Source organism: Pseudomonas sp. FP597, assembly GCF_030687435.1.
Lineage (GTDB): Bacteria > Pseudomonadota > Gammaproteobacteria > Pseudomonadales > Pseudomonadaceae > Aquipseudomonas > Aquipseudomonas lactucae.
In genome coordinates, this window is sequence record NZ_CP117432.1 from 3984190 (window position 1) to 3996386 (window position 12197).

Annotated in this window: 9 protein-coding genes and 2 pseudogenes; all 11 read right to left on the minus strand. The window is 55.9% G+C overall.

Going from position 1 to position 12197, the window contains the following annotated elements; all coding sequences use genetic code 11:
* Nucleotide 1: 1 nt before the first annotated feature.
* A pseudogene (locus PSH66_RS30225) lies at nucleotides 2-1153 on the minus strand (hypothetical protein); the annotation flags it as partial.
* A 298-nt stretch (nucleotides 1154-1451) separates the two neighbouring features.
* A pseudogene (locus tag PSH66_RS18090) lies at nucleotides 1452-1611 on the minus strand (FAD-dependent monooxygenase); the annotation flags it as partial.
* A 129-nt stretch (nucleotides 1612-1740) separates the two neighbouring features.
* Nucleotides 1741-2844 (minus strand): aromatic ring-hydroxylating dioxygenase subunit alpha, encoded by a 1104-nt coding sequence (locus PSH66_RS18095; protein WP_305427378.1) that lies wholly within the window; start codon nucleotides 2842-2844, stop codon nucleotides 1741-1743.
* Between the two features lie 26 nt (nucleotides 2845-2870).
* The gene (locus PSH66_RS18100) at nucleotides 2871-3824 is read right to left on the minus strand and encodes a PDR/VanB family oxidoreductase (RefSeq protein ID WP_305427379.1); all 954 of its coding nucleotides are present in this window, start codon (nucleotides 3822-3824) and stop codon (nucleotides 2871-2873) included.
* Between the two features lie 288 nt (nucleotides 3825-4112).
* Nucleotides 4113-5312: a formaldehyde dehydrogenase, glutathione-independent gene (gene fdhA / locus PSH66_RS18105; protein ID WP_305427380.1), complete on the minus strand. Its 1200-nt coding sequence runs from the start codon at nucleotides 5310-5312 to the stop codon at nucleotides 4113-4115.
* A gap of 151 nt (nucleotides 5313-5463) precedes the next feature.
* A complete protein-coding gene (locus tag PSH66_RS18110) occupies nucleotides 5464-6249 on the minus strand; it encodes a cyclase family protein (protein WP_305427381.1) in 786 nt (261 codons plus the stop codon).
* Nucleotides 6246-7241, minus strand: coding sequence for an NAD-dependent epimerase/dehydratase family protein (locus PSH66_RS18115; protein WP_305427382.1), 996 nt, complete (start codon nucleotides 7239-7241; stop codon nucleotides 6246-6248). The genes PSH66_RS18110 and PSH66_RS18115 overlap by 4 nt, the downstream gene beginning before the upstream one ends.
* Complete coding sequence (locus tag PSH66_RS18120; protein WP_305427383.1) at nucleotides 7232-8224, minus strand: fumarylacetoacetate hydrolase family protein; 993 nt, start codon at nucleotides 8222-8224, stop codon at nucleotides 7232-7234. Before PSH66_RS18120 ends, PSH66_RS18115 begins: the two co-directional genes overlap by 10 nt.
* The gene (locus PSH66_RS18125) at nucleotides 8221-8793 is read right to left on the minus strand and encodes a cupin domain-containing protein (protein WP_305427384.1); all 573 of its coding nucleotides are present in this window, start codon (nucleotides 8791-8793) and stop codon (nucleotides 8221-8223) included. The genes PSH66_RS18120 and PSH66_RS18125 overlap by 4 nt, the downstream gene beginning before the upstream one ends.
* Nucleotides 8794-8804: 11 nt before the next feature.
* Nucleotides 8805-9578, minus strand: a complete 774-nt coding sequence (locus PSH66_RS18130; protein ID WP_305427385.1) for an SDR family NAD(P)-dependent oxidoreductase — start codon at nucleotides 9576-9578, stop codon at nucleotides 8805-8807.
* A 150-nt stretch (nucleotides 9579-9728) separates the two neighbouring features.
* Complete coding sequence (locus PSH66_RS18135; RefSeq protein ID WP_305427386.1) at nucleotides 9729-12194, minus strand: RND family transporter; 2466 nt, start codon at nucleotides 12192-12194, stop codon at nucleotides 9729-9731.
* Nucleotides 12195-12197 lie beyond the last annotated feature (3 nt).

Here is a 12197-nt window from a genome sequence, read left to right on the forward strand (position 1 = left end):
GCTTCTCAGCAACACTGCCGTGTGTTAAATCGCCGGCAGCGACACGCTGTGCCAACTCCACGGCTTGGCGCAGTGGCTGCACTATCAATTGTCGAATGGACCAGCTCGCAGCAGCCCCTAGAATCAGTGCCAAGACTGTTATAAGACCAAGTTGGCGGTACACCTTGTCCTTGCTGGTTTGTATCTCTTGCGTCTGCTGTTCGTTCGCCTCGGCTAGCAGCTCGCTCACTTTATGAGTTTCCGCTCCCATAGCTGCACTGCTCTGAGCTATGCGCTGACGTGCCTCAACGAACTCATCAAACGCTTTGCGATAGTCGCGCAGCGCATCGCGCGCTTCTTGCAGGGACTGCTGACCTTGACTACCGAGATCAAGTGCCTGCATTGCGGATAGGAGATCAATCATGATCACCTCCCAATCGTTTCGATAGCGATCTTCACCATCGAGCGAATAATAAGCCTCGTAATCTCGTAACTTCGTCAATTTGTCTCGCAAAGCTGCAATATGTTCCAGCAAGACCAATTCGTCGCTTTTCGAAGACACACCCTGGTCGATATCTGAATTTACTTTGTCTAATTGATCGAGTAATAGGACCGTAAAACTATTTCCTGCAGCCTGCGCTAGTTCTTGCATGCGCAACCTAGCGTCACGTGCACGGCGCAATGAATCGGCGAAGCCTAGAAATTGTGTTGAATAGCCCTTGGCCGCTTCACTCATCGCCTCCCGATCAGAGTTCAGTTCTGCGGCCTGGCCTAGTTCAGTGACAAGTTTGTCCACGGTACTCCGAACTTCGTCCGCCGCCGACGATGCAAGGCTCAGCGCGAACTCCTTCTCTGCAACTCGCGCAGACAGAATGGACATCTGAATTCGGCTTTCGATCCTCATCTGCTCAGTGTGCTGATGTAGGACGTCGAGTGAGCGAAAAGCAGCCAGAGCTACACCCATCGTCAGAAGCAGTACCAAACCAAAGCCTAAAAGCAGTTTGGCACCTACCGAAAGGTTACCTAACACTCGGCTAAAAAATGGCATCTCAATACACTCCGTGAGAACGACTGAAATAACACATAGGGGCAACCTTTTATATTTTTTGTAGGTTTGGAAAGGACCGATCGACAAATGCAAATAGCTTTCCCAAGCCGAAAAATCCCTAAACATGCAAGCATTCAGAAACTTGTTAACTTGAGCGAGGAATTTCGACAGTTAATTAGAAACGCTACTGATAGCATCGTTATTTCAACGATACTGCAGTATTACTCAATGGCCTCTTAAGGCAGTCCTACGTAGTTTTCAGCGATGGTACGTCGCCCGGCATCCGATTGGGCGTAGTAGTCCAGCTCGGTCTGTTGCATACGGCGGCTAAAGTCGTCAGTGTCCGGAAAACGATGTAGCAGCGATGTCATCCACTAGGAAAAACCCTCTGCTTTCCAGATACGTCAAAGACAAAAGGCCGAGTGTTCGCCATGCCCTGTTCCAGCACCCCAGCTCGGATGCGGCCGAGAACATAATCGGGGGTTCTGTTCAATGATGACGTTGTCGATACCTGCCTTATGCAGAAGTTGGCCGAGGAGAAGGCCCGATGGGCCGGCACCGATGATGGCAACTTGAGTCTTCATAATTGCGTCCTGTTGGCCGGCTCAGGAACCGGCGGGGGCGACGTCGCTTAGTGCTCTACACGTGGAGCGAGAGCTCTAAGTTATTGACGCCCCAATTGGAGCCACCAAGGAATAGCTCAGATCTCGATGTCACAACACCGGGGATACCGGAATCTCACTTTTCGAGAGTGTGTTCTGTTCATCCGCGATCAGCTTGTCCAATACCCGCCGCGCACGGACCGCGCCGGCATCACCGGGAAGCAAAATGGGCTTGAGCGACCAAAAATCTGCGTTACCGATCGCCTCTTGCTGTGCCTCCAGCATCGGCAAATCCTCAGTGCTGAACGGTTCATTGAGGGCTGATACCTGCTGTTCGGCGATGGCTTTGCCTTGCTCACCCATTGCCAAAGGAAGGGGGAATGAGAACCAGTAGTGCGAGGTAGACTCGGTTTCAGGTGTAAACAGGTGAGGCAGCTGAGCCTCCCGTCCTTCCGCACGCGATTGGCCGGTAGGAACGGCGCCCGAATATAGAAGCATGCTGGCCGGGGCATCCCAGCGCACGTCGATCCAGCGATCAACCAAGGTTCCGCGGGGGATGCCCATCGCGTCGTAAAGGAAGTCCGGCATGATTTCCGAGATGGTTTGGCGATATGACCATACGGTGTTGCCTTGCTGATCCACTGAAGTAATTGCGTTACTCACATCGCTACTTCCCAGAGTACTGGGATGCAAGTACTGGATATGGGACAGATCGAGGATGTTGTCCGACTCAAGTACGTAGTTGGCGCGCGCATAGAGGTACCGCTTGGCCACATAGAATACGCTTGGATCCATGCACTCAAAGTTGGGAATCAGCGACTCATCTGCAGGAGCATCGCCCATCCAGATCCAAACGACGCTGTATTTCTCCGTGACTGGATAGGACTTCACTTTAGCGGCCTTAGGTATCCGACCATCACCATGCGGGTTATGGGTGCAGCTACCGGCACCGTCGAAGTGCAGACCGTGATAGGCACACTGAACCGATGAATCACAGAGCTTTCCCTTGGAAAGGGGAGCAAAGCGATGCGGGCAGCGGTCGTGAATCGCATTCACGCGCCCTTCTTCATCACGGAAGAATACGATTTTTTCATCGAGCAGTGTGCGGGCGAAGAGCTCTCCAGGCTTGACCTCTTCATCCCAGGCAGCGACATACCAAGTGTTTCTCAGGTAACCCATTTTATTTTTATCCTCTTTGGCTTTGAATGGCGCCATTTACATCGGCGTCCTCGTTGTAGGCGTTACAGATCCAGCACCAGACAAGTAGACTTCGCGCGCGAACAGCAAGGTGTGAACTGGTCGTTTCGGGCTTGTTCCTCCGGGGTAAGGAACATGTCACGGTGATCAGGTTCTCCTTCGAGTACCCGCGTTACACAGGTGCCGCAGATACCTTGTTCGCACGAGAGTGGGATGTCGACTCCGGCTTCCAGTAACACCTCTGCCACAGTTCGCTCCGCTGGAATCACCAAGCGGCGACCACTGCTCGCCAGCTGGATCTCAAAGCTGCCCGACTCGCCCGCCTGCTGAGGTGCGGCTGCGAAGTACTCGCGGTGCAAGCTAGCCTCCGGCCAACCGGCTTCGCGAGCGGCCGAAAGAATGAACTCCATAAAGCCGCCAGGACCGCAAACGTACAGGTGGTCCCCTTCGGTATAGCCGGAAAGAACCTTTGGGGCCTGCAACCGCTGTTCGGGTGATAGATCGTCAAAGTGAAAGCTCACCTGGCCAGCGAAATGCGACTGCTTGATTCGCTCTACAAAAGCTGTGCGATCTTCACTCCGGCTGCAGTAGTGCATGGTGAAGTTTGCATCTATTTGAGCCAGGCGCTCGGCCATGCAAAGTATCGGTGTAATGCCGATCCCACCTGCGAAGAGTACTGAGCGACGGGCGGCATGGGTCAGCGGAAAGAGGTTTCGAGGCTCACTGATTTTGAGATGATCGCCCTCAGAGACTTGCTCATGCATAGCTTTAGAGCCACCACGCGAGGCAGGATCCAACAACACACCAATTTGGTAGTGCTGAAGATCGTCAGGGTGATTGCACAACGAGTACTGTCGAACGAGCCCGTTCGGGAGGTGGACATCGATATGAGAACCTGCACTGAAAGCGGGAAGCGATTGACCGCTGATAGCTGCAAACTCATAGCTGAAGACACCTTCAGCCTCCCGAGTCTTTCGGACGACCTTGACTTGAAGCATTGGAAGTTGACCTCTTGTAATTCTTGTTGATTGCCCCCTGTTGAGGGCGTGCGCCTGGTGAAACAGGTCGCATGAGGCTGGGAAAGGACACTGCGTTCCTCTCTATGATGTAGCAAGGCTAAAAAGTCAGGAGGCAATTGACTAATCGCACTTTAGGATACGGAGTATCTTGAAAATCGATACCTGCCGCCCCATGCATCAAATACGTTTGCTCTTGCTCAGAGCCTCACAAGAAAAATCCAGGGCCGAATGTCGGCCCCAGACTAGATGCCTCATGAGGGACCTAAATCAATGGCCGCAAAAGGTCTTGTGTGGGTCAATGACGAACTTCTTCGGCACGCCGGCATCGAACTCGCCGTAGCCTTCCGACGCTTGGTCGAGGGTGATCACCTGCACACCGACCACTTCAGCAATGTTGATGCGGTCCCACATGATCGCCTGCATCAGCGCGCGGTTGTACTTCATCACCGGGGTCTGGCCGGTGTGGAAGCTGTGGGATTTGGCCCACCCCAGGCCGAAACGGATGCTCAGGCTGCCCATCTTCGCGGCGGCGTCCACAGCGCCCGGATCTTCAGTGACGTACAGACCGGGGATGCCGATCTTACCGGCTACGCGCACCACGCCCATCAGTGAGTTGAGCACGGTGGCCGGAGCTTCGTGTTTCACGCCGTCGTGGCCGTGGCCACGAGCTTCGAAGCCCACGCAGTCGACTGCACAATCCACTTCCGGCTCGCCCAACAGTGCGGCGATCTGTTCGTGCAGCGGGGCGTCTTTCGACAGGTCGACGATTTCAAAACCCTGAGCCTTGGCGTGAGCCAGGCGAATGGTGTTGACGTCGCCGACGATCACCACCGCCGCACCCAGTAGGCGTGCCGAAGCGGCGGCCGCCAGGCCGACGGGGCCGGCACCGGCGATATAGACGGTGCTGCCCGGGCCAACGCCGGCCGTCACTGCGCCGTGGTAGCCGGTCGGCAGGATGTCCGAGAGGCAGGTCAGGTCACGGATTTTTTCCATGGCCTTGTCGCGATCCGGCAGTTTCAGCAAGTTGAAGTCGGCGTATGGCACCAGCACATATTCAGCCTGGCCGCCGGTCCAGTCGCCCATGTCGACGTAACCGTAGGCACCACCCGCACGGGCCGGGTTGACGGTCAGGCAGACGCCAGTGTGTTGCTCCTTGCAGGAACGGCAGCGCCCGCATGCCACGTTGAACGGTACGGATACCAGATCGCCGATTTTCAGGCTTTCGACGTCGTTGCCCTTCTCGATCACTTCACCAGTGATCTCATGCCCCAGTACCAGACCGACCTGAGCGGTGGTACGGCCGCGTACCATGTGCTGATCGGAACCACAGATGTTGGTGGACACCACCTTCAGGATCACCCCGTGCTCAATCTTGCGACCGCGCGGGTCCTGCATCTTCGGATAGTCGATCTTCTGCACCTCGACCTTGCCTGCGCCAAGATATACAACACCACGATTACCAGTCATACAACCTCCAGCTCTCTGTTATTCAATCGTTCAAAAACAGAGGTCCGTCCACAGGCGGACCCCAGTGCTCACTGAAAAATGTGATTCGCGTGATGGGCGGAAACTGAAACGGAGCCTAAGGAAGGCTTCGTTGGTAGCATCCGGTCAGCGTCTACTCTTCGAAAATTGCTACTGCGCGTACGAATCCGGCTGAGGCATGCCTGATCTTGTAGGGAAAACAGGACACCATGAATCCGTGCGGTGGTAGCTGTTCAAGGTTCGCCAGTTTCTCCATCTGGCCGTAACCGATTTCCCTCCCGGCTTTGTGCCCCTCCCATATGATCGAGGGATCGGAGTGCTGAGCGAAGCGCTCTCTGGTGAACTTGAATGGCGCATCCCAACTCCATGCATCGGTACCGACGACTCGCACACCTCGCTCCAGCAAATACAGTGTTGCTTCACGCCCAACGCCAACGCCTGCATCCAGATAGCCCGGTTGGCCGAACAACTGACCTGCGCGGGTATTCACCAAGACGATGTCCAGAGGTCGAAGTACATGGCCGATACGCTCAAGCTCCGCCTCTACCTCTTTTGCCGTAACGACATACCCATCGGGAAGCGCGCGAAAGTCGAGTTTGACCCCTGGTTGTAGGCACCATTCCAGTGGCAGTTCGTCGATGCCAAACGCGGGCTCACCTCCATCGGTCGTGGAGGCGTAGTGCCAAGGTGCATCCATGTGGGTACCGCTATGCGTGGTGATCTGTAGGCGCTCTGCAGCCCAGGCCTCACTTCCTGGCAGATCCTCCTTTCGAAGCCCAGGAAACATCGCCGCCATTTCTGGCCAGCCCTGTTGATGATCGATGTACTCGACTTTTGGCAACAGCGGTGGAGGATCCGTGTACGGGTTGTTATCCAGGCTCACCGACAGGTCTACGAGACGCCGCTTACTCGGATTCATGGAATGCTACCTTCTGCGCAGTCGATCTCACCTGTCCTCGGCCCTCGGCGACCTTTGATACCGAGAGCGTTTCTTAGGAGCGCGCTAGCCGTACCGTCATGACGGAAGCCCAGTGCTTTCGCCTGAGGAGTGCGAATCGGCGGGTAACATCCGAACAATCGCTCAAGTCCGGGGTCCGGCTCGAAGGAAATGCGCTGCCGGTTGGCGGCTCCGACCGTAGCGGCGAGAGCATCGAGCACTTGAGCAATGGACAGATGAAGAACGGGGAGCTGCCAAACTCGCACTGCCCCCAAATCTTTTAGTTCGGCGGCATGCAGCAGGTTACTTACACAGCAATGCACTGACATCCACCAGCAGGTAGCCTCTGGCGAAACTGGGCAGCAATACTCATCGCCCGCTTGATAAGCGTGGAGTAGGTCGCTCATGAAGGTCGATCGCAGCCCATTTTGAGCGCGTGGCCGTGCAACAATTCCCGGAAAACGCAGCGCTCGGCCATCCACATCGCCTCGGCGTGCAAGATCAGTCAATGCCGTCTCGACCATAAGTTTATGAGCGCCATAGGCCAATTGCGGTGCTGGCGTGTACTGTTCGTCCATGCGTGAAGGCAGCTCTTCACCGTAAACCGCAACACTACTGGCGTACACCAAGACTGGTGGGTGATCCGCATTGCGAAGCTGGTTCAGGAGCTCCAGGCTCGCTTGCAAGTTCACCTGGTAACCAAGCTCATACTGCGTTTCCGCTGCGCCGCCAGGAATGCTAACCAGGTGAAAGACCACATCGATCCCGTCGGCAAGCACACGACGTAAAAGGGCCGTATCTGTAACACTGCCGAGGTGGCGACGCAGACGGCGATCGTCCGGTAACCCCTCCAACTGCTGATCAACCAGAAGCAATGCTTCGATGCGCTTGCCACGCAACTCGCCAGAGTTAAGCAGTTGGCGCACGAGTTCGCGGCCAACAAATCCATTGGCACCGGTCACCATTACGCGCATGAAATACCTCCTTGAACGAGCTGCTGATCAATGGCGCCAAACAGTACATCTCCATTTTCAGCACGCGCTTCCATGCGCACCCGGTCGCCAAAGCGCATAAAATCGGTCTTTGGCACACCGTCGGCGATAATCTCGATCGCTCGGCGTTCGGCAATACATGCTGATCCGACAGAACGATCGGAATTGGACACGGTACCGGAACCGATGAGGCTTCCCGCGCTCAACTTTCGCGTTAATGCCGCATGCGCAATCAACTGATGGAAACCAAAATGCATTGCGCAACCATGAGGATGACCGAACCAGTTGCCGTTCCATTCAACGTTCAGGGGGAGATGGACTCGACCGGTGCGCCAGGCGTCGCCCAGTTCATCCGGAGTCACTGCGACAGGTGCAAAACTTGTAGTGGGTTTGGCCTGAATAAAACCGAAGCCGGTTTTCATTTCTCGCGGTGCCAATGCACGCAGCGAGACGTCATTCAATTGCAGAATCAGGCGGATATGATGCAAGGCCTCCTCAGCGCTGCAACCCATCGGAACCTCATCGACCAGAATCGCGAATTCGCCTTCGAAATCGATGCAGTGGGCTTCACTGGGCAGCGGAATGTCAGCACGAGGACCGATGAAGTCATCACTTACCCCCTGGTACATCAGCGGAATTGAATCCACTCCCTCGATCGGCTCTAGATTGAACGCCTTCTGCATTAGCTCGCCGTGGCTCAAAAAACACGATCCGTCCAACCACTGCCATGCTCTGGGTAGCGGTGCCGCCAGTCGCTCCAGGTCGAGGTCGAATGCCATAGCCGCTTCGTTGCGATTGAGGCTCGCGTATAGCCGATGTAGCTGAGGTTCCGCGACTCCCCAGTTGTCCAACGCACTCTGTAGGGTGGCAGCAATGTCCGGCGCCTCGACCGCACGTTTCAGGTCGCGAGAGACGATGAGCAAGCGGCCATCACGGCTACCGTCGGCCAAGGTTGCGAGCTTCACTCCAGCACCTCACGAAGCTCTTCCGCATAACGGCCATCGAGCAAAATGAAGACCATACGGGCCATATTTTCGGTTCGGTTACTCCAGGCGTGGTTAGTACCGCGTTGCACGACGATATCTCCGCGCTTGAGGTGCACCTCTTCTCCGTCGAGAACCAGCCAGACTTCACCCTCGGTAACGATCCCATAATCAAGAGTTTCGGTTCGATGCATCAGCTTGTGCTTCGAACTTGCGGTCCCGGTGCCCGCATGGGCCTCTCCGATCTCAGCAAATGCTGCCGCAGCCTCTTCCGTACTGACCTGGCTCTGCACGCTATCTGGTGGAATATCGACAACGCGGATGGTGCTCCCCAGCGGCGCCGGGCTGAGTTGCAGCGGCTGGCTTGTAGGATCTTCAGCGTTGTCCAACATCGCAGGCGACGCAGTGCTGTTCCATACCTCGTAGAAAATCGTCCCTGGAACAGCTTTCAACGGGAAATTGTTAGGCGTCGGACCCGAGCTAGTGACTACAGCCACGCCAGAAGACGAGTGACCGGTGACAACGCGTTTGAAGGGGGGCAGCAAACTCATAACATTTCCTTTTAATTTCCGTCGCTGATGGTGGTGCCACCATCAACGATCAGGTTCTGCCCGGTGATAAAGGCGCCACTGGCAGATGCGAGAAGCAGTGCCACACCAGCTACTTCCTCAGGCCGGCCAAAGCGGCGAAGAGGGGTAAGTTCCAAACGTCGCTGAATCAGAGTGGGATTACTTGTAAGCGGGCGCGCAAACTCGGTTTCAATCACACCAGGGCTGATTGCATTGACGCGGATATTTGCTGGACCCCACTCAACAGCGAGGTTACGCGCCAGTTGAGCAAGAGCTGCCTTGCTCAAACCGTACAGACCAAGCGCCTTGTTGCCTCTGACCCCGGCAATGCTGGCCATTAGCACGACACTGCCGCCGCCTCCCTCCGCCATGCCTGGAAGTAGCGCATTGGTAAGCCATACCGCGCTACGCAAGTTGATGGTGAAAGTCAGCTCCCAGTCCGTGTCGGGGGCAGTCGCCAGTGCTCCCAAATGGGGAGCCACCCCGGCATTGCAGACGAGGGCGTCGAGCCGTCCAAAGCGGTCGGTGACCTGCTTGGCAAGTGTCATTACTGCGGTCTCATCAGCCAGATCAGCAGGCAGGGCTATCACGTCCAGCCCTTCCTCAGCCAGCAACGCTACTGTTCGCTCGCAGTCTGCAGGGCACTCACTGCTAATAGCGACCTGAGCGCCTGCGCGGCTGAACTCACGTGCGATCGCGAGCCCGATACCCCTGGTCGCACCGGTGATGAGGGCCGTCTTACCTGTCAAGGCGAACAGCTCGTTCATACGCTCTCCTTTGCCTCATCGTGACCTTCAGCGCCGGGGCATCGACAGACAATGAACTGACCAGAGCCGTCGGTAATCTCCCAGATCCGCTCACGCAATATCGTTTTGAGTAGCTGCATGGCGCTTCCCTTTTTTGTCGTTATGGCGTTCTTAAATGATGGTCATACCCACGTGCTGCTGGGTGCTTTCGGGGCTGTGATGTACTTCCATCTGGGCAGAAGTTACCGAGATGGCCTCGCGGTTGAGCTGATCGCGCGGGAGAAGGAAGTAGGCCAATGCCGGCAGCAACACCAAAGCTCCAACCATGTTCCAGACGAACATGAAGGCGAGCAGCACGCCCATATCGGCTTGAAACTTAATGGGCGAGAAGATCCAGGTACCGACACCGATGGCCAGGGTGACACCGGTGAGCATTACGACTTTGCCGGTGAAAAGCAGAGCTCGATAGTAGGCTTCAGAGAGGCTAGAACCTTGGCGGAGCTGTGCCAGGACGATACTCATGACATAGAGTGCATAGTCGACGCCGATGCCGACACCCAGGGCTATTACCGGCAGCGTTGCCACCTTAACCCCGATTCCCAAGGCAACCATCAAGGCCTCGCAAAGCAATGAGGTAAGCACCAACGGCAACACTGCGCACACAACAGCACGCCAGGAGCGGAACGTAACTAGGCACAACAGGGTGACAGCACCATAGACCCACCACAGCATGTCCCGGTTGGCCTGTTTCACCACGATATTAGTAGCGGCTTCAATACCAGCACTGCCTGCGGCGAGTACAAATTGCGCTTGTTCGGTGTTGTTTTCCTTTGCGAACGCTTCAACGGTGTCGACCACGCGCGCAAGCGTGTCAGCCTTGTGGTCAGTCAGGTAGGCATACAGAGTCAGCAGACTGCAATCATCGTTATACAGTCCCCGTGGAGCGTTGGCAGTGACCATGTTGAGCGTGGCCTGGTTGTTCACCAGCTCATACCACTTCGGATTACCCTCTGAGAGTCCCACAAGTACGCGACGATTGAGCAATGCCAGCGAATTGGTGGAGTCCACTCCCGGCAGACCCCGAAGCTTCCAATCCAGGTCATCTACTAGCTTGAGCGTGTCATAGTTCGAACAGCCACCCGGTGGAGTCTTGACCATTACGGCGAAGATGTCGCTGCTTGCCCCGTAGTGGGTGGTTACAAAGGCATTGTCACGGTTATAACGAGAGTCTGGACGCAATTCAGGGGCGCCCGCGTCGAGATCGCCGATCTTCAAATTTAGGCTGACGGCATAACCTCCTACCGCCATCAACACGCCGAGAACAATGCAACCGGTCGCCCAGCGCTTTTGGGTGAAGAGATCCAGGAACCGCCAGAATGCGTGCTTGCCATTTCCGCTGAGGTCGGCCTCTTCGGCGCGTAGGCTACGCCGAGCAGCGCGCGGGCTAACGCCAATGTAGGAAAGCAGCACAGGCAGCAAGATCAAGTTGGTGAAAATCAGCACCGCCACCCCTAGGCTGGCGATCACGGCTAGGTCCTGGATCACCTGAATTTTGATGATCATCAATACGGCGAAGCCAACCGCATCACACAGCAACGCGGTGAGACCGGCGAGGAAAAGCCGGCGGAACGTAAACCGTGCCGCCACAAGTCGATGCATGCCCCGACCAATGTCCTGCATGATGCCGTTCATTTTCTGGGCGCCATGGCTCATTCCGATCGCGAAGACCAGAAAAGGCACCAAGACCGAGTAGGGGTCTAGCTCATAGCCCAGAATGGGCAACAGTCCGAGTTGCCACACCACAGCAACCAGTGAGCACACTACGACTAGCGCGGTGCTGCGAATACAGCGGGTGTACCAATACAGGACCACCGCCGTAATAACGATGGCCGCAGCAAAGAACAGAAGGATCTGTTTCAGACCATCAATCAGGTCGCCAACCACTTTGGCAAACCCTGTGATGTGAATCTCAACGCCTTCGGCCTGATATTTACCGCGCAACGCTTCGAGCTCGTGAGCGAATGTTGTGTAATCCAGGCTGTTCCCATCTGCTGTTTTCTCCAGCAGAGGCACATAGACAATGCTCGATCTCTGATCGAAAGCGACCAACTGGCCGATCTCGTTCGATCGTTCGATGTTGCGTTTAAGGGCATCCAGGCTAGCAGCGGCACCGTCGTAACCATCCGGGATCACCGGACCGCCTTCTAGTCCCTCTTCCGTGACGCCGGTCCAGCGGGTGGAGGGTGTCCAGAGTGATTTCATGCCAGCACGATCGACTCCTGGCAACAGGTATACCTCGTCACTCAGTTGCTGAAGGGTATTTAGGTAATCCTTGTCGTAGATGGTGCCCTTCGGGTTGGCGACGGCGATACGAACCGCATTACCAAGGCCGGCCAACTCCTGTCGGTGCTCCAGGTAATTGGCGATGAAAGGATGCTCACGTGGGATCATCTTTTCAAAACTGGCATTGAGATCCAGCCGAGTGGCCTGCCAGCCGAGGATCAAGGTCGCGGCCATGCACAACAGCAGTACGAGAACCCGGTGGTTGAACAGAGCTCGCTCAAGCAACGATCCAGAGTTGCTATCAAAGCCCGTAAGAGTGTCGAAAGATTGCGCGCAAGAGTTCGAGGCGTGCATGGC

Coding starts and splice junctions, on each gene's coding strand:
- PSH66_RS18095 (WP_305427378.1), bottom strand. CDS start 2,844: ATGGCGCCATTCAAAGCCAAAGAGGATAAAAATAAAATGGGTTACCTG.
- PSH66_RS18100 (WP_305427379.1), bottom strand. CDS start 3,824: ATGCTTCAAGTCAAGGTCGTCCGAAAGACTCGGGAGGCTGAAGGTGTC.
- fdhA (WP_305427380.1), bottom strand. CDS start 5,312: ATGACTGGTAATCGTGGTGTTGTATATCTTGGCGCAGGCAAGGTCGAG.
- PSH66_RS18110 (WP_305427381.1), bottom strand. CDS start 6,249: ATGAATCCGAGTAAGCGGCGTCTCGTAGACCTGTCGGTGAGCCTGGAT.
- PSH66_RS18115 (WP_305427382.1), bottom strand. CDS start 7,241: ATGCGCGTAATGGTGACCGGTGCCAATGGATTTGTTGGCCGCGAACTC.
- PSH66_RS18125 (WP_305427384.1), bottom strand. CDS start 8,793: ATGAGTTTGCTGCCCCCCTTCAAACGCGTTGTCACCGGTCACTCGTCT.
- PSH66_RS18130 (WP_305427385.1), bottom strand. CDS start 9,578: ATGAACGAGCTGTTCGCCTTGACAGGTAAGACGGCCCTCATCACCGGT.
- PSH66_RS18135 (WP_305427386.1), bottom strand. CDS start 12,194: ATGCACGCCTCGAACTCTTGCGCGCAATCTTTCGACACTCTTACGGGC.